Raw genomic sequence first — 18,987 nt, 5'->3', positions numbered from 1 at the left:
TCGCAATTTGGCAAGTGCTGGCGCTGAAGTGGCAGTCATACAAAGAAAAGGGTGGCGAAATTCTAATTTATAAAACAGCGTTTCATTTTCTGGTGTGGCAGGGGCGTTGTTAGCATTCTGAACAGCGTGCGGGTTACGGAGAGAGGGTGCTGCTGCAAAGGCAGGCGAACAATGCAAGAAAAGTGGTCCTGAGGTTGAAAGAAAACAAATTTCTCCCGCATACTGATTGATTAAGACTCAGGCTAAAGGAATTGCACCATGGCAGAAGAAACCATTTTTAGTAAAATTATCCGCCGCGAAATCCCCGCTGATGTGGTTTATCAGGATGAGCTGGTCACTGCCTTCCGCGACATTTCGCCCAAAGCGCCGACCCATATTTTAATCGTGCCGAATGTGCTGATCCCAACGGTCAACGAGGCGGAAGCGGCGCATGAGCATGCGCTGGGACGTATGTTTACTACCGCGGCGAAAATCGCCCGTCAGGAAGGTATCGATCAAAATGGTTATCGTCTGATTGTGAACTGCAATCAACATGGTGGTCAGGAGGTTTATCACATTCATATGCATCTGCTGGGCGGTGAACCGCTGGGACCGATGCTCTCTAACTGACCTGATAACGGAAGCGTGCTATGCGATCCTGGCTGACTGGCCTGCCGATCCTGCTCTGCCTGACGGCCTGCAGCAGTGATAAACCGATGATCAATACGTCACAGTCGCTGGTGATGGAGTCCTCTGTGTTGTCGGCAGGGATCATTACCGATGAACCGACGCTGGATGAGAACGATGGACTGAAGCGTGCCACCAGCGTGCTCTATAATCAGCGCGAAACACCGGTTGTTGTGCACTATCGTTACTACTGGTATGACGACAAAGGGCTGGAAATCACCCCGCAGGAACCGGCGCAGACCGTTACCGTTCCGGCGCAGGGCAGCATTATCGCCACTTCGCAACTGGGTAACCTGACGGCCAGCAAGGTTCGTCTTTATCTCTATCTTTAAGGATTTTCTACGTGATACGCAGTGTTAATCGTACCGGAGCGCTCCTGATGGCGCTCATTCTGACCGGCTGTGTGGTGAAACAGCAGCAGCCTGCACCGGTTGAACCGACCCAGCCTGTGGAGCCGGTGCAGCCCGTTCCACAACCTGAACCGGTGCCGCAACCGCAGCCTGTGCCGCAGCCACCGAAACTGGTCACTATCAACTGGGATGCCAGCGTTCAGCCGCTGGTGGCGCAGATGTTGCAGGCCGCCAGCGCCGAGCCGGGCAGCGTGTTGCTGGTTGATCGGGTTAAAAACAGCACCAACGGTGCGCTGCAAAGCGAGAAAGCGACGGCAGCTATCCAGAATGCGCTGAATAACAACGGCAAATTCACCCTGGTTTCTGCTGACCAACTGGCGCAGGCCAAGCAGACGCTGGGATTATCGCCGGATGACAGCCTGAACTCGCGCAGTAAAGCGATTGGCCTGGCGCGTAACGTTAACGCTCAGTATGTGCTCTACAGCAACGCGCGTGGCGATGTCAAAGCGCCGACGCTGCAAATGCAACTGATGCTGGTTCAGACAGGCGAAATCATCTGGTCCGGCAACGGCATTGCACAGAATTAATCCCGCTTTCCAGCGGATGATTCAGCAGGTCACCGGCGAACCAGAAAAGATATCCTTTACCTCGCTTGCCGGTCTGACCGGACACAGCCAGAAGATTGTCAGCCCGCGCGGAACCTTTGTCGCGCGGGCGGCACCGCAACCTGTTATTCCGTTTGTGGATCGGCAGCGCGAATTCCGTCTGTTACGCAAACTGCAAGCCAGCGGAGTGGCACCGCAGCCCGTGGCGGGCCATCGTCAGGGGATTATCCTGACCTGGTGCGCAGGCGAAGCGCTGGATGAACACCGTTTCAGCCAGCAGCGTCCACAGATCGTGGCACTGCTACAGCAGCTGCATCAGCAGCCGCTGACCGGCTATCGTCTGCAGTTGTTGCCGCTGTTATGGCGCTACTGGCAGCTCACTCCACAGCGGCATCACCGCTGGTTGCGGGCGCTGAGGCGTCTGACGCAGCAGGGTGAACCTCACCCGCTGAGGCTGGCTCCGCTGCACATGGATCTGCATGCCGGAAATGTCATACATGGTCCCGAAGGTCTGCGTCTGATCGACTGGGAGTATGCCGCCGATGGCGACGTGGCGCTGGAGCTGGCGGCTGTCTGTGCCAGCGATCCGCAGCATCATGCCGACTGGCTGGCTGAGTATGCCGCGGCGATGCAGCTGCCGCTTACCGCGCTGGTGCATCAGGTCAGACGCTGGCAGCCCTGGCTGCAGTTGCTGATGGCCAGCTGGTATCAGCTCCGTGCCGGTCAGCGTGACGACGACACATTACAACAGCTGGCTCGACAGAGCTGGGAACAGATTTAATCGCGTTACGCAGGTGCGTTTCGCTACAGGATTCACGATATGAGATCAGATTTACCCGGCCCCCTGATGCTTGACGTCGAGGGTTATGAACTGGATGGCGAAGAGCGCGACATCCTGCAGCATCCGCTGGTGGGCGGTTTAATTTTATTTGCCCGAAATTATCATGATCCCGCTCAGCTGGCAGAACTGGTGCGGCAGATCCGCGCCGCCTCTCACACCCGGCTGGTAGTGGCGGTGGATCAGGAGGGCGGTCGCGTGCAGCGTTTCCGTGACGGCTTCACCCAACTGCCTGCCATGCAATCTTTTGCTGCGTTGCACGACCTGGATACCGGCGGTGAACTGGCGCAACAGGCGGGATGGCAAATGGCGGCCGAGATGATCGCCATGGATATCGATATCAGCTTTGCGCCGGTACTCGATATTGGTCATATCAGCGCCGCGATTGGCGACCGTTCTTTCCATGCCGATCCGGCCATCGCCCTTGACGTCGCCCGCCGCTTTATTGCCGGGATGCACGAGGCGGGCATGAAGACTACGGGCAAACATTTTCCGGGTCACGGTGCGGTGAGTGCGGATTCGCATAAAGAGACCCCACGCGATCCGCGGGACGAAAAGACGCTGCGTGAGCATGACATGGCAATCTTCAGCAAGCTGATTACCGAACAGGCACTGGACGCCATCATGCCCGCACACGTCATCTACTCCGAAGTTGATCCGCTGCCCGCCAGTGGTTCGCCATACTGGCTTAAAACCGTGCTGCGTGAGCAACTGGGCTTTGACGGTATTATTTTCTCCGACGATCTGTCGATGGAGGGCGCAGCGGTGATGGGCAGCTATCCTGAGCGGGCGCAGCAGTCTCTTTCCGCGGGCTGTGACATGATTCTGGTCTGCAATCAGCGTCAGGGCGCCATCAGTGTACTGGATAACCTGATCCCGGTCGGGTCAGAGCGGGTTACACAGCTGTATCATCAGGGCAGGTTTACCCGCGATGAACTGCGGGGAACGCATCGCTGGAAAAATAATGCTCAGCAACTGAGTGCGCTTCAGGAACGCTGGCTGGCTCATAAGGCGTCGTGGTAAGCAGTGACTGCCCGGCGCTATCACTACCTTGAGGATTATCATGATCATCTATCTGCACGGTTTTGATTCCAACAGTCCGGGCAATCACGAAAAAGTGCTGCAACTGCAATTTATCGATCCTGACGTCAGGTTGATCAGTTACAGCACCCGCCATCCCAAACATGACATGCAGTTTCTGCTAAAAGAGACCGATAAGATGCTGACGCTTTCTGACGACGACCGGCCGCTGATTTGCGGCGTCGGACTGGGCGGCTTCTGGTCAGAGCGCATTGGATTTCTGTGCGGCATCCGGCAGGTGATTTTTAATCCCAACCTCTCGCCGCAGGCGAACATGGAAGGGAAGATCGACCGGCCGGAGGAGTATCAGGATATCGCAACGAAGTGCGTCAGCGATTTTCGCGAGCGTAATCGTGACCGCTGTCTGGCTATTCTCTCCCGTCACGATGAGGCGCTCGACAGCCAGCACATTGCTGACCAGCTGCATCCGTTTTATGAAATTGTCTGGGATGAGACGGAAGGGCACAAATTCAAAAATATATCCCCACATCTTAAGCGGATAAAAGCTTTTAAAACATTAGGTTAAGCAGCAAAGGCACCGCAAGGTGCCTGTTTTTATTACGTAATTATCTGAGTTTTATTTTCCCGCTTTGATGTATATCAATATTCTTATGTTCTCCTCTTCCCGCCATGCTATCCTCCCAGCAGATTGCGATTTTAACTTCGCCAACCCTATGTTTCTTAAGGTTTAATTTAACCTTTGGTTAACTTTTGGTTCACAATTTGAGGGGGTCTTTGTTGACTACGTCTGTTAAGAAAATTGTTATTGTCGGAGGGGGAGCGGGCGGCCTGGAAATGGCCACGCAGCTGGGCCATAAACTGGGCCGAAAAAAGAAGGCCGAGATTATCCTGGTTGATCGTAACCACAGTCATTTGTGGAAGCCGCTACTGCACGAAGTGGCGACCGGCTCAATGGACGAAGGCATTGATGCATTGAGCTATCTGGCTCATGCCCGCAATCACGGTTTTGAGTTCCAGCTGGGTTCGCTTACCGATATCGATCGCACCCGAAAAGTGATCCGCCTGGCCGAAGTGCTGAATGCGCAGGGCGAAGTGCTGGTGCCACAGCGTGAAGTGGCCTACGACCAGCTGGTGATGGCGCTGGGCAGCACCTCGAATGATTTCGGTACGCCGGGCGTCAAAGATCACTGCATCTTCCTGGATAATCCGCATCAGGCGCGTCGTTTCCATAACGAAATGCTCAACCTGTTCCTGAAATTCTCCGCCAGCGAAGGCCGGGTCGAGAAAGTTAACATCGCCATCGTGGGCGGCGGGGCAACAGGCGTTGAGCTGTCAGCTGAATTGCACAACGCGGTGAAACAGCTGCACAGCTACGGCTTCAAAGGCCTGGGACGCGAAGCGCTGAATGTGACACTGGTTGAAGCGGGTGAACGTATCCTGCCTGCACTGCCACCACGCATCTCTGCTGCGGCACATCAGGAGCTGACCAAGCTGGGCGTTCGCGTGCTGACGCAGACCATGGTCACCAGCGCCGAGCGTAATGGCCTGAATACCAAAGGCGGTGAATTTATCGAAGCCGATCTGATGGTCTGGGCGGCTGGGATTAAAGCACCCGACTTCCTGAAAGAGATTGGCGGACTGGAAACCAACCGCATCAATCAGCTGGTGGTCAAAGAGACGCTGCAAACCACGCTGGACGATGACATCTACGCGATTGGCGACTGCGCCTCCTGCGCCTTGCCGGGCGGCGGTTTTGTACCACCGCGCGCCCAGTCAGCGCATCAGATGGCCTCACGCGCCATGGACAACATTCTGGCGCAGCGTGACGGTAAACCGCTAAAAGCCTATGTCTATAAAGATCATGGCTCGCTGGTATCGCTCTCCCGCTTCAGTACGGTCGGCAGCCTGATGGGCAACCTGATGCGCGGCTCAATGATGGTGGAAGGGCGCATCGCGCGCTTTGTCTATATCTCGCTTTACCGTATGCACCAGATCGCCCTGCATGGCTATTTCAAAACCGGTCTGATGATGCTGGTCGGCAGTATTAACCGGGTTATTCGTCCCCGGCTGAAGCTGCACTAAGCAACAGCAATAACGCTGGCTAATTAATGTTAAGCCTCCTCCTTTATGAGGGGGCTTTTTTTATGTCCTGGAGAAGCCCCTGAAACAGACGCTGGCGCAGGAGAGTGCGATATCGACTAAAGCAAAATGCATTCATAATTTTGACTAAAGTAAAATTTTATGAGAATGGCAGAGTAGTATCAGGGTGATGCCTGAAATGCGTACCATTCATAAAAAGAGAATAACCGAAAAAATATTTGCTATAGCCAGAAAACTTTTCAGGTAACGAGTTCGGCTACTTCAGCTCCGTCATTAGCGCGGCTACTAATCTGGTCTCTGACGCGCTGAACGAATGGCTAATTCCTTGTTATTCATTGGCTAAAAATATCCGTCTCTGCGCCTTTAGCTAATCCCGGCGATTCGTCAGACTCAATAACCCCTGAGATACGGGTAATTACTGGTACTTTTTTAAATGGCCCGTCCCACTAACTTTTGTAAGTTTAGTGTAAGTTTTTCTGCAATTTTTCTTGTGGTTTTCGATTCCAGCGGCATAATGTGCGCAGGAAGGCAGTCATATACATTTTGTTACAACTTAACCACATGGATCGGTTATGCAGCCCCAAAAAAATGGAGTTTTAACAACGCTGGCACCTCTGCTTTGCGCTCTGCTGATTACCACCCTGCCAGTTTGCACTGTGCAGGCGGCACCGGGTGATGAGCAATTACAGCATCAGCAGGAGCAACAAAAAGCGCGTCAGCAACGGCTGATGCCACAGGTGCCTGATGTGCGTCTCTCAGAAACGGTTCCGGCACCTTCCCACCTGACGTTCCCGCAGGAAACACCCTGTTTTGTTATTCAGCAGGTCAGTCTGTCCGGGCAGGAGGCGCTGCCGCACTGGGTGCCTCTGCAGCGTCTGGCCAGTCAGGCCAATGGTCGTTGTCTCGGCGTAAAAGGCATCAGCCAGTTAATGAGCACGCTGCAAAACCGGCTGATCAATCATGGCTGGGTCACTACGCGCGTGCTGGCTCCGCAGCAGGATCTGCGCCAGGGCGTGCTGCAACTTCTGATAGTGCCTGGCAAAATCCGCAGTGTGGAACTGTCACCCTCATCATCCCGCTATGTCAGCCTGTGGCCGACATTACCCGCCCATGCAGGCAATCTGCTGGATTTACGGGATATTGAACAGGGGCTGGAAAACCTGCAGCGTCTGCCGACAGTAGAGGCGCATATGGCGCTCCGTCCTGGCCTCAATCCGGGTGAAAGTGACATCGTGATTGAACGCACGCAGCGCCGTTTCTGGCGACTCGGCGCATGGCTGGATGATTCCGGCACCGAAAGTACCGGGCGCTATCAGAGCGGGATTATGCTGGCGCTGGATAACCCGACCTCCCTCAGCGATCTCTTCTACCTGACCGCCAGTCGCGACCTGGGATTTGCTGGCAGAAAAAGCAGCAAAAGCCTGTCGGGACATTACTCGGTGCCTGTCGGCTACTGGTTGTTTGGCCTTACCGCCAGCGACTACGACTACCATCAGACAGTCGCCGGTTACAGCCGCGATTTTCTCTACGCCGGAAAGAGTCGCTCGCTGGATGTGCAGGCCAGCCGGGTGATCTACCGCAATGCCGCCGCCAAAACCACCGTCAGCGCCGATGTGCTGGTTAAAGAGTCGCGCAACTTCATCAACGACACCGAAATCAGCAGCCAGCAGCGCCGTACCAGTGCATGGCGACTCGGCCTGTCACACCGGCACTACATCGGTCCGGCGACGCTGGACGCCGGTGTCAGCTATCAGCGTGGTACACGCTGGTTCGGTGCGCTGCCCGCCTGGGAGGAGTCATATCAGGACTCTACCTATGCCACCGCGCTTTCTAAAATCCTGACCTGGCAGGCGGGTCTCACCACGCCGTTCGCGCTGGGGAATCAGCGCTTAAGTTACAACATCCAATATCGTCGCCAGATGAGCAACACCCCGCTGACACCGCAGGATGAGTTCGCGATTGGCAACCGCTGGACCGTGCGTGGTTTTGATGGCGAACGCACCCTCAGTGCCAGTCGCGGCTGGAGCGTTCAGAACACGCTGGCCTGGCAGACGCCGCTGCCCACTCAGGAGCTTTACCTGGGTGCCGACTATGGCGAGGTGGGCGGCAACAGCGCCTCCCAGGGTGGACCTCTGGGACGACATCTGGCGGGCGGCGTCATCGGATTGCGCGGCGCGATCACGCCCGCCAGCCTGAGCTACGACTTTTTTGCCGGGATTCCTCTGTCGAAACCGGACGGCTTCAAAACCGATCCTGTCACCTATGGTTTCAGCGTGAACTGGAACTACTAAACCTTTTATCGATATTGCTGACAATGGACTGTGCGCATTATGAATAAACTCTGCTATCGCCTTATCTTCAACCGGGTTCGCGGCATGTTAATGGTGGTGTCTGACATCACCCGTAGCGGCTATTCACGTGTTGCCCGAAGCCCGAAGCGCACCTCATATGCAGAGGCGAGGGTGCGGATCTCACCGCTCAGCTTTGCACTCTGGCTGGCAGCGGGCGTGGTCAGTCTGCCGGTGCAGGCCAACATTGTGGCAGACAGCAGCGCGCCGGGCAGCCAGCAGCCTACCGTCATGGCCACCGCAAATGGTCTGCCGCAAATCAACATTCAGACGCCCAATAGCCAGGGTGTTTCCCGCAATCAGTACAGCCAGCTCGACGTTGACGCGCGCGGCGCAATCCTGAACAACAGCCATCAGAACACGGCTACTCAACTGGGTGGCATGGTAGCGGCTAACCCCTGGCTGTCAAAGCAGGAAGCGACGGTTATCCTCAACGAAGTCAACAGCCGTAATCCAAGCCAGCTTAACGGGTTTATCGAAGTAGCCGGTAAACGGGCTGCGGTAGTCATTGCAAACCCGTCAGGCATTACCTGTAACGGCTGCGGATTTATTAACGCCAGCCGCAATACGCTGACCACCGGACAGGCGCTGATTGAAAACGGCCAGCTAAAAGGCTTCGATGTTAATGGCGGCCGAATCAATATCGAAGGTCAGGGCCTGAATGACAGCGATGCTGACTACACCCAGATCATTGCGCAGTCGGTAGCGGTTAACGCAAAAGTTCATGCCCGCGAACTCAATGTGGTCACAGGCAGGAACCAGGTTGCGACCAAAGGTACCGTCACTACGGTGAAAGCGGATAATGGGACGACACGGCCTGAGTTTGCGCTCGACGTCGCAGCTATTGGCGGCATGTATGCCCATAAAATCACCCTGACCGGCACTGAAAAGGGCGTTGGCGTGCGTAATGCCGGTGAACTGGGAGCCAGCGCCGGTGAACTGCACCTGACCGTGGATGGCAGACTGGAGAACAGCGGCACGCTGCAAAGTCAGGCCGCGCTGCAGATAGCCAGCAATGGCGACCAGGAGAACCGCGGCAACATCGTGTCACAGCAGGATGTCACGCTGGCCTCCAGCGGCACGCTGCGCAACAGTGGGCTGGTGAGCGCAGGCCGTAACGCGACGCTCTCCGCCAGCACCATTGAGAGCACCGCTGAAAGTACGCTGGCGGCAGGCGTTGGCGGCAATGAGACGCTGAGCCAGCCTGGTAATTTGCTGCTGACCAGCCAGGGTGAGCTTAAGGCGCGGGGTAAAAACCTGGCGCACGACCAGATTCAGGCGCGGGGCAGCCGGGTCGATCTCGCCGGAAGCCAGACCTCAGCAGATGCCATCGCGCTGACCTCTACGCAGGCGGATATCAGCACCCAGGGCGCCACGGTGGCGGGCCGTACACTCGGGATTCAGGCTGCGACGGCGCTTAACAATGATGATGGCAAACTGGCGGCGGGCAGCCTCGCTGTCGCGGCACAAAACGTCAGTAACAATCGCGGCCTGCTGCGGCAGCAAAACCGCGAAGCCCTGACGATTACCACGGGTTCGTTGCTTAACAATCAGGGCACGCTGAGCAATGAAGGCGATACCCGGCTGCAGGCAGAGCATATTGAAAACCGCAGCGGGCTCATCGCAGGTAACGGTGACTCACTGCAGCTGGATACGCCATGGCTGGATAATCAGGGCGGCACCGTGCAACTGGCGGGCAATAATGGCGCGCTGAACCTTAATGCGACCCGGCTGGAGGGCAATCAGGGCAATCTGCTGTCAGCGGGTGCGTTAACGCTCAGCGGCGACAGGCTCGATCTCTCACAGGCACACACCCAGGCAGAGGCGCTGACGCTGAAGGCGGGCACGCTGGATCACCGTCAGGGTCTGCTGTCGCAGCGTGGCGCTGGCGAGATGACAATCGCGGTTTCGGGTGACACAGACAACCGCGATGGGCGGATTGAGAGCGGCGGTAATCTGAATCTTGCCTCAGGTAGCCTGGATAACAGCGGTGGCACGCTGCTGGCTGCGGGCAGCGGCGATCTGCAACTGGATGTTCAGGAGACCCTGACGAACGCGCAGGGTGCGCTGCAGGCCAGTCACAATCTGCAACTCACCAGCGCAAGCCTGAATAATCAGCAGGGCCTGATTGCTTCAACTGGCGGTGACGCTACGCTGAAGACCCGCGAGGCTATTGATAACACCCAGGGTCGCATCGAAGCGGGTCAGCAGGTCACTTTGCGCAGTCAGGCGCTGGATAATAAGCGAGGAACCCTGCTCGGCCGCGGCGTGACCATCGACACGCAGCAGGGTGAACTGAACAATACTGGCGGTAACCTGGTCGCCCGTACCGATCTCAGCATTTCCAGCGGGACAACGGACAATCACAGCGGTCTGATCCAGTCAGGCGGCGATCTGACACTTGATACCCACGGACAGGCGCTGATTAACCGTGACAGCGGTAAAGCAGGAATAATCAGCGGTGGCGCACTTGCCCTTAACAGTGGCGACCTGGATAACCAGAACGGCGTTATCGCCGCTGCCTCGGCGGCCAGCATCAGCAGCGGCCTGCTGACCAACATTGACGGCACACTGATGTCTGATGGGGCGCTGACGCTGAAGACCGGCGCGCTCGACAATCAGCGAGGCTTATTACAATCGGGTCAGGCGCTCTCACTGGATACTCACGGCGCGCAGCTGAACAACAGCGCCAGCGGCGATCGCGGCGGCATTGTGGCACGCGGCGATCTGCAACTCTCAACCGGAAAGTTAGCCGGTGATCACGGCGTCATTCAGGGACAAAACCTGGTGATCGATACGCAGGGCCAGGCCGCTGATTTCAGGTCTGCTCTGCTCAGCGCCAGCGGCGAACTATTGCTGAGCAGTGGCGCGCTGGATAACAGCGGCGGGCGACTGCAGTCCGGCGGTGATATGCAGCTTAATACGCACGGAGAGGCGCTGAATAATGCGGCATCAGGCGGCGTTATTGCGGGGGCTAATCTGCATATCAGCAGTGGTGATCTTGATAACAGCACGGGCTCGCTGGTCTCGGCGGGCGCTATGCGGCTCACCAGCGGTGGACTGAACAACGTTGATGGGATTATTAATGCCGATCATGGATTAACGCTGGAAAGCAGCAGCGTGGATAACCAGCGCGGCCTGCTTCAGTCGGGTGAGGCGCTGTCCGTCAACACCCAGGGCGGCGAACTGAATAACCGCGACAGTGGCGAACGCGGTGGCATTGTTGCAGGCGGCGATCTGCTGCTCTCCAGCGGCCAGATTGATGGCCGTAGCGGGGTGATGCTGGGACAGAATATTCGCATCGATACTCATCAGCAGACCTTCGACCACCAACAGGGTCAACTGGGTGCTAAAGGCATCCTGCAACTGGATAGCGGACTCCTCAACAACCGGGCAGGCAGGATTGAGTCGGGTGGCGATCTGCAACTGGACACCCACGGCAACAGCCTGATCAATCGTGAGAGCGGAGCCGCAGGCGGCCTGTTCAGTGCGGGCATGCTGAAGCTCTACAGCGGCGCATTGGATAATCTGCGCGGCTTCATCACCGGTCATAGCGGCGCGCAGGTTGTGACGGGCGATATCAACAACCAGTCCGGCACGCTGACGGGCGGCAAAGGGCGGCTCGATCTCACCAGCGGGGAGCTGCAAAACCAGGGTGGCCTGTTACAGGCTGGCAGCGACATGACGCTGGACACTCAGGGTCACGCCCTGATCAATCGCGACAGTGGTGACCAGCGCGGTATCGTTGCCCTCAACAGTCTGGATCTGCGCAGCGGGGCAATTGATAACCAGACGGGTTTCATTGCAGCGGGACAGCAGGCATCACTCAGCGCCAGTGAACTGAACAACAGCCAGGGGCAGGTCGCAGGCAATGGCGGGCTGACTTTCAACGGTCAGGCGCTGAACAACAGTGACGGTAAACTGCAGTCGGCGGGGGATATCACCCTCACCACGGCAGGTCAGACGCTGACTAACCAGCGCGGACTTATTGCCGGTGCCGGTAACCTCAATATTGAAAGTGGCGCGCTGGATAACCAGCAGGGACAGATCCAGGGTGGCACCGATCTGACGCTCAATGCGGGACAAAATGCGCTGCTTAATCAGGCGGGCAAACTCCTTTCGGCAGGTACGCTATCGCTGATGGCGGGTCAGTTGAACAACAATGACGGGGTGGTGCAAAGCGTCGGCAACGGCACCCTGTCGCTGAGCCAGCAGCTGGATAACCGTAGCGGGATGATTCAGGGCGGCCAGCAGATGACGATCACCACGCCATCGCTGATCAACCGCGATACACGACAGAGCGGTAAAGGCATTGAAGCGGGCAGTTTAACCATCGAAACCGGCACGCTGGACAACAGTCAGGGTGCTCTGCGCGCAAAACAGAGGCTGGCGCTTACCGTACAACAGGCACTGGATAACGTCAGCGGGCTGATCTCGTCAGCGGATACGCTGATTATTCAGGACGCAGCCCAGGGGCAGGCGCTCGCCATCAACAATCAGCAGGGCACGCTGATTGCTGATAAAAAGGCGCAGATCAACGCAGCTTCCCTGAGTGGCGACGGACAGGTGTTGTCGCAGGGGAATCTTGGCATCACGCTGGCAGGTGATTTCCATAACCTCTCAGAGGTCAAAGCTAACGGCACGCTGCGCCTGACGGCGGGCGGAAACGTGACCAACGATGGCACCCTCGCTGCTCAGCAGGCGCTATTCCTTACCGCGCAAAATATCAGTAATCAGGCAAATGGCGAGATCAGCGGCGGGCAGACCGAAATTACGGCAGCCGACACCCTGAACAATCGCGGTCTGATTGACGGCGGACTGACACACCTGGTGGCGGGCGTCCTGAATAACAGCGGCACCGGCCGTATCTATGGCGATCACATTGCCATTGCGGCTACGCTGCTCAACAACCTCAGCGAAGCGGGCAAAGCGGCGGTGATTGCGGCGCGGCAGCGACTGGATATTGCGGCTGGCACGCTGAACAACCGCGACCATGCGCTGATCTACAGTGATGGCGATCTGCACATTGGCGGCCAGCTGGATACGAATAATCAGGCCACCGGACAGGGGCAGCAGCTCAACAATGACGGGGCAACAATTGAGGCCGGGCAGGATGCCACGATCAGCATGGCGGAAATCAACAATACCAACCGCCACCTGACCACGCAGGTCGTTACGACCGAAGATAGCCAGCATCACGACGCGGTGCTAAAAGGCCACACCGATCGTTTTGACTGGGCCGACGTGGATACCAGCAAAAAAAACAAATATGGCGTGCACACGGCAAAAATGCCGGATGGCACCAGCGGCAGCGAGTTTTATGAGTATGACTACCGGCGGATAGTGAAAGAAACCCAGATTCTGGAGAGCGATCCGGGCAAGATTCTGTCGGGCGGTAACATGACCTTTAGCGCCGGCCGTCTTAACAACCGCGACAGCCAGATTGTCGCGGGTGCTGTGCTCGGCGGTCAGATAGGCGAGCTGAATAATCAGGCGACAAAAGGAACGCGCGTTACCACGGACGACGGGAAATCGGTTCGCTGGTACGCGAAGAAGAAGAAAAAGAAACTGGGTGGAACCAAAACGTCGCAGGGCAAAGATAAGAAAAACTCCCGCCCGGCGCCCATGACGGAAACCATCGATCTGCAGACGCTGAGCTGGCAGGCGAATGCCGCGCCGCAGGGGAATGGCTATCAGACCGGCAACCGCCAGCAGCAGGGCGTCACCGCGCAGGCTGACCGCATCGGCACACCTGCTCTCCAGCAGGCGGTTGCGGCGGTTGCGCTGAGTGCCACGGATAGCGGCAGTGCGTTACTGCCAGCCGGATTACGCTATGACAGTGCGCTGACGCTGGACAAGCTCGGCAGCCTCAAAGACCGGCCGCTGCTGTTACCTGCCGGGCAACAATTCTCGCTGACACTGCCAGCAACGGTCGTCGATGGACAGACGATTACGCCGGTGATCCGCGCCGTCTCACCTGACATTCGGCTGCCGGATAACAGCCTGTACCAGCTGCAACCTGGCAGTGACAGCCATTACCTGGTCGAGACCGATCCGCGCTTTGTTAATCAGAAGCAGTGGCTCAGCAGCGACTATATGCAGAACGCTCTGACCACCGACAGCAGCCGGATCCTGAAGCGGCTGGGCGATGGTTATTACGAGCAGCGACTGGTGCGCGATCAGATTATCCAGCTGACCGGCAACCGCTATATCAGCGGCTACGGCAGTGATGAAGATCAGTATCGCGGACTGATGAATAATGGGGTAGCCTTCGGCAAAGCCTACGACCTGGAACTCGGTGTGGCGCTGACCCCGGCGCAGATGGCGCTGCTCACCAGCGATATCGTCTGGCTGGTGAATCAGACCGTGACGCTGCCGGATGGCACACAGCAGACCGTACTGGTACCACAGGTTTATGCGAAGGTGAAAGAGGGTGACTTAACCGGCGACGGCGCGTTGATCGGGGGCGGTAGCGTGGCGCTGAATGCCCGCAACGATATCACTAATAGCGGGACCATTAAGGGCCGCGACGTGACGCAGCTGACGGCGCAGTCGCTGACCAACAGCGGCTACATCAGCGGCAACACGGTCAGTCTCACCGCCCGTCAGGATATCACTAACCTGGGCGGCGTCATCAGCGGTGATAAGCAGGTGTCGCTGCTGGCCGGACGGGATATTACCAGCCAGTCAACGCTGCGCGGCGACGGCACCGACCGCTGGATAGATCGTCCGGCCGGTATCTACGTGCAGGGCACCGACGGTGCGCTGACGCTGAGTGCGCTGAACAACATCACCCTGGCCGCCAGCGATATCGGCAACGCCGGAGAGAAGAGCACCACGAAGATTCAGGCGGGCAATGACCTGACGCTCGGCACCCTCAGCACGCAGCACACTGAAAATGACAGCTGGAACAGCAGCAACTACCGTCACCTGTCACAGCAGAGCGATGCCGGGTCACGCATCACCGCCGGCGGCGCGCTGCAGCTGAGTGCCGGACAGGATATCCGCGCTACGGCAGCGGACGTCACGGCGGGCGGGGCACTGACCGCCAGCGCCGGACGCGACATCGTGCTCAGCGCGGGCAACAGCCGTACCGATCTCACCGAACACAGCAGGCAGTCGAGCAAAGGGCTGTTGTCGGGCAGCAGTCTGGAGACCCACGACGAACTGCACAGCAGCGAGGCGCTCAGTACCACGCTGAGCGGCGACAGCGTCCGGCTTCAGGCGGGCCGCGACATTGCCGTGACCGGCAGCAACGTCGCCGGTACGCAGGATGTTGCCCTGACCGCCGGCCGCGATCTCAGCATCACGACCGCCACAGAAACGCGTGATGAAGTGCATCAGCGCGAGGAGAAAAAATCGGGCCTGATGGGCACTGGCGGCATCGGTTTCACCGTGGGTCAGGCGATGCAGAAGAGCAGCACCGACGCCAGCGGCATACTCAGCCGCGGCAGCACGGTGGGGAGCAGCGACGGCAGCGTCACCCTCAGCGCCGGTAACCAGCTTAACGTGCACGGCAGCGACGTAATCGCCGGTAAAGATCTCTCCCTGAGCGGCAGCGACGTGACCCTCAGTGCGGCCGAAAACAGCCACACCGCACTGACGAAAACCGAGCAGAAGCAGAGCGGGCTGACGCTGGCGCTGTCCGGCACCGTGGGCGCGGCGCTGAACACGGCAGTGCAGACCGCCCGCACCGCCGATGAGAGCGGCGATGACCGGCTGAAGGCGTTGCAGGGCACCAAAGCGGCGCTGACGGCGGCCCAGGCCGCGCAGGCTTACCAGATGGACGGCGCGCAGACCGACGCGGCGAACGCCAGAAACACCGCCGCAGGCCTGAAGCCGGGCGACAAAGGTTATGAAGAAGGCTCCACCAACTCGATCGGCATCAGTCTTTCTTACGGCAGCCAGTCGTCGAAAAGCGAGACCCGCACCGAAAGCCGTGAAGCGCAGGGCAGTACGCTGGGCGCGGGCGGTAACCTGGCCATCACCGCCACCGGCGCACAGCCGGGCAGCGCGGGCAACATCCTCGTGCAGGGCAGCCAGCTTCAGGCGGGCGGCGACCTCGGGCTGACGGCGAAAAATGACATCAGCCTGCTTTCAGCGCAGAACAGCGAGCGCACCGACAGCACTAACAGCAGCAAGGGCGGCAGCCTGGGTATCGGCCTGACCGCCGGGTCGGGCGGCTACGGCATCAGCGTTTCAGCCAGCGTCAACGCGGGCAGAGGCCGCGAGAAAGGCAACGGGCTGACCCACACCGAGACTACGCTCACGGCGGGCAACGGGCTGAGCCTGAACGCCGGGCGCGACACCAACCTGACCGGCGCACAGGTGCGCGGCGACAGCGTGAAGGTCGATACCGGCCGCAACCTGACGCTGACCTCAGAGCAGGACAGCGACCGCTACGACAGCAAGCAGCAGAACGCCAGCGCGGGCGGCAGCTTCACCTTCGGCTCGATGACCGGCTCCGCAAGCGTCAACCTCAGCCAGGACAAGATGCACAGCAACTGGCAGAGCGTGGCCGAGCAGACCGGCATCTTTGCCGGGAAGGGCGGCTTTGACGTGACGGCAGGCGCGCACACCCAGCTGAACGGCGCGGTCATCAGTTCCACCGCCACCGCCGATAAGAACCGTCTCGACACCGGCACGCTGGGCTTCAGCAACATAGAGAACCACGCGGACTATAAAACCGAGCATCAGAGCGTGGGCATGAGCACAGGCGGCAGCATCGGCAGCCAGTTCGAAGGCAACATGGCGAACGGCCTGCTGGCGGGGCTGAACGGCAGCGGCAGCGCCTCGTCGGTGACGAAGGCGGCGGTGAGCGACGGCACCCTCATTATCCGGGATAAGGCGAAGCAGACGCAGGACGTGGCGGACCTGAGCCGCGACGCGGCGGGTGCGAATCCGGGGCTGGATAAAATCTTCGATAAGGAGAAAGAGCAGCGGCGGATGGAGACGGCGCAGCTGCTGGCGGAAATCGGCAGCCAGGCGGGCGACATTGCGCGGACGCAGGGCGAGATTGCGGCGACCAGAGCGGCCACGGAGAAGATGAAGAACATCTCGCCGGACCAGAAGAGGGACGCCGAAGCGCAGTGGCGCAAAGCGAACCCGGGTCAGGAGCCGACCGCGGCCGACATCACCGGACAGGTCTATCAGACGCTGTACAACCGGGAGATGCTGGCCGGCGGAATGGGAACCGGCGGTTCGGTGCAGCAGGGTATCAGCGCGGCGACGGCGGCGATACAGGGCCTGGCGGGGGGCGATTTGAAAGCCGCTCTGGCTGGCGGTTCGGCCCCTTACCTTGCAGAACTGATTAAGCAGAAAGCGCCGGATGAGGCCAGTCGTATAATGGCACATGCTGCGGTAGCCGGAGTTATAGCTGCCGCACAGGGTAATTCAGCGGCAGCAGGTGCGGCGGGCGCGGCTACCACCGCCGCGATGGGTGAAGCCATCAAAAATGTTCTGTACGGTGACGTGCCGGTCAGTCAGCTTAGCGAACAGCAGAAACAGACGCTGGTTGCGCTGGGAACGGTTGCGGCGGGTCTTGCAGGTGGTCTGGCTGGAGAGACTACGGCGGACACGGTAGCCGGAGCGCAGGCGGGCCAGAACGAAATCAGCAACAATATGGTCAGCATGGGCATGTTGCAGATGATGCAGGCTAAATCGTTGCTGGATGCGGCGGCAGTGGCCGAAGCGGGCCAGGGCGGCGCAAATGAACAGGCGGCACTGGCGCTGACCAAAAAGGTAAAAGCAGGGCTGGACGCGACCTGCCTGGCGAATACCAGCTGTGTGATAATGGCTGTGGTTACGGCACAGCAGCACACGAACGGAGCAGGCAGCAAAACTGAAACCGTACCGGTTAATGATGATTTGACGGGTGGTAAGCTGGTCAATCCGGCGCAGGATGAGAATAAGGGAACTCCGCTGATCACGCCGGATCAGTCTGGTGAGCAGGGATCCAGCAATACCGGAAATACGGATGGTATGCCGGATACGGGAGGCAATACCACGGTTACGCCGATCCCTGAGCAGAATAAGGATGATCTGGCTTATCTGGCTGAAGGGGACAAGCCTGCAAATCTTTCTCCTGAAGGGGCTGGTCGCTCAGGTGCTTTTAATGAGGCGAAGAGACAGTCTGGTATACCAGTGAGTCAGAGCCCCAATAAGGTATCCCCTAATATAGACAAGCGTGGTAATCCTCAACCAGGTTATATATATGAATTTATAGTTCAAAAACCGGGAGGAGGTACGCAAAAAGTTTATATAAGAGATGATGCTGGAGGCCATTTCTTTGGAGTCGATGATCCTCAAAATCGAGGCTCACATTTTAACGATCCTGCAGGTAACCACTATGACTACTGATGTTGTTATTAGATATGCTGAAGATATAAATGAAAAAAATGAGATTACAGATTTTAACTTATTTTCAATAAGCGGCAAGGGTATCTCTGCAGTGAGCTGGGAATTACCCAATGCGCCACTAAAGAAATTTGGTGAAGGTTTATTGAAAAAAATGGTAGAGAGTTATTCTGCAGGTGTTAGCGATGAAGACATATACACATTTGTCGTTTTATCAGCGGAGCAACCTGATAGCGCAATTGTTAACCACAGAAAAACCTGGGGTTTACTTAATGTTAGAGGTGTTAAAGTTAATGGGGTTGAGGAAAAAAAAGATGTGATAGTTAAGGGAAGTGAAGGGTTGATTCTTTCCGGCTTAGGTTCTGTTAAATCAAATAGCTTGGGAGTAATTGAAAGCTTAATTAATAGCGGCGAGAAGGTGTTTTTTTCAACCATCCAATCAACTAATGTAAATATGACTGCTTCCATACCGAGGCAGATAACAGAATGGATGAGTAATATCTGGATAAATAATGGTGTTGTTTTTTTTGCATTGGGGCGTTATGACGAACCTGATTGTGAAATTGTTGCTTTAGGCCAAAAAAGAAACCTGCAAAAACTTAAGTACACCTGACGTTAAGGCGGTGGACATCGCCAGGACACAGGGGCAGATTGCGGCGACGAAAACAGCCACTGATAAGCTG

Annotated in this window: 10 protein-coding genes; all 10 read left to right on the top strand. The window is 57.6% G+C overall.

Annotation, left to right across the window (positions count from 1 at the left end):
• Positions 1-258 precede the first annotated feature (258 nt).
• Positions 259-609, top strand: a complete 351-nt coding sequence (hinT, locus tag ACK13D_RS04305) for a purine nucleoside phosphoramidase (RefSeq protein ID WP_009090851.1) — start codon at positions 259-261, stop codon at positions 607-609.
• A gap of 20 nt (positions 610-629) precedes the next feature.
• Complete coding sequence (locus ACK13D_RS04300) at positions 630-998, top strand: YcfL family protein (protein WP_010669861.1); 369 nt, start codon at positions 630-632, stop codon at positions 996-998.
• An 11-nt stretch (positions 999-1,009) separates the two neighbouring features.
• Entirely contained in the window at positions 1,010-1,603 is a 594-nt protein-coding gene (gene lpoB, locus ACK13D_RS04295) for a penicillin-binding protein activator LpoB (protein WP_022625861.1), read from the top strand.
• A 16-nt stretch (positions 1,604-1,619) separates the two neighbouring features.
• Complete coding sequence (gene thiK, locus ACK13D_RS04290; protein WP_336998969.1) at positions 1,620-2,402, top strand: thiamine kinase; 783 nt, start codon at positions 1,620-1,622, stop codon at positions 2,400-2,402.
• Between the two features lie 39 nt (positions 2,403-2,441).
• Entirely contained in the window at positions 2,442-3,482 is a 1,041-nt protein-coding gene (nagZ, locus tag ACK13D_RS04285) for a beta-N-acetylhexosaminidase (RefSeq protein WP_320504110.1), read from the top strand.
• Positions 3,483-3,522: 40 nt separating this feature from the next.
• Entirely contained in the window at positions 3,523-4,065 is a 543-nt protein-coding gene (gene ycfP, locus ACK13D_RS04280) for an alpha/beta hydrolase YcfP (RefSeq protein WP_010246299.1), read from the top strand.
• Between the two features lie 212 nt (positions 4,066-4,277).
• Positions 4,278-5,582: an NAD(P)/FAD-dependent oxidoreductase gene (locus ACK13D_RS04275; RefSeq protein ID WP_010246297.1), complete on the top strand. Its 1,305-nt coding sequence runs from the start codon at positions 4,278-4,280 to the stop codon at positions 5,580-5,582.
• A gap of 590 nt (positions 5,583-6,172) precedes the next feature.
• Positions 6,173-7,891, top strand: coding sequence for a ShlB/FhaC/HecB family hemolysin secretion/activation protein (locus ACK13D_RS04270; protein ID WP_418795782.1), 1,719 nt, complete (start codon positions 6,173-6,175; stop codon positions 7,889-7,891).
• Positions 7,892-7,930: 39 nt separating this feature from the next.
• The gene (locus tag ACK13D_RS04265; RefSeq protein ID WP_418795780.1) at positions 7,931-18,307 is read left to right on the top strand and encodes a hemagglutinin repeat-containing protein; all 10,377 of its coding nucleotides are present in this window, start codon (positions 7,931-7,933) and stop codon (positions 18,305-18,307) included.
• Positions 18,297-18,917: a hypothetical protein gene (locus tag ACK13D_RS04260; protein WP_031377911.1), complete on the top strand. Its 621-nt coding sequence runs from the start codon at positions 18,297-18,299 to the stop codon at positions 18,915-18,917. The genes ACK13D_RS04265 and ACK13D_RS04260 overlap by 11 nt, the downstream gene beginning before the upstream one ends.
• The last annotated feature ends 70 nt before the right edge of the window (positions 18,918-18,987 follow it).

The organism is Pantoea sp. K16 (genome assembly GCF_048452805.1).
Lineage (GTDB): Bacteria > Pseudomonadota > Gammaproteobacteria > Enterobacterales > Enterobacteriaceae > Pantoea > Pantoea agglomerans.
Note: the sequence above shows the minus strand (reverse complement) of the source record. Positions and strands in the feature narration are given on the sequence as shown.

What these genes read in the sequence shown, in the direction of transcription:
- ycfP (WP_010246299.1), top strand. Translation starts at nt 3,523, where the DNA reads ATGATCATCTATCTGCACGGTTTTGATTCCAACAGTCCGGGCAATCAC.
- thiK (WP_336998969.1), top strand. Translation starts at nt 1,620, where the DNA reads ATGATTCAGCAGGTCACCGGCGAACCAGAAAAGATATCCTTTACCTCG.
- ACK13D_RS04260 (WP_031377911.1), top strand. Translation starts at nt 18,297, where the DNA reads ATGACTACTGATGTTGTTATTAGATATGCTGAAGATATAAATGAAAAA.
- ACK13D_RS04300 (WP_010669861.1), top strand. Translation starts at nt 630, where the DNA reads ATGCGATCCTGGCTGACTGGCCTGCCGATCCTGCTCTGCCTGACGGCC.
- ACK13D_RS04270 (WP_418795782.1), top strand. Translation starts at nt 6,173, where the DNA reads ATGCAGCCCCAAAAAAATGGAGTTTTAACAACGCTGGCACCTCTGCTT.
- ACK13D_RS04265 (WP_418795780.1), top strand. Translation starts at nt 7,931, where the DNA reads ATGAATAAACTCTGCTATCGCCTTATCTTCAACCGGGTTCGCGGCATG.
- hinT (WP_009090851.1), top strand. Translation starts at nt 259, where the DNA reads ATGGCAGAAGAAACCATTTTTAGTAAAATTATCCGCCGCGAAATCCCC.
- nagZ (WP_320504110.1), top strand. Translation starts at nt 2,442, where the DNA reads ATGAGATCAGATTTACCCGGCCCCCTGATGCTTGACGTCGAGGGTTAT.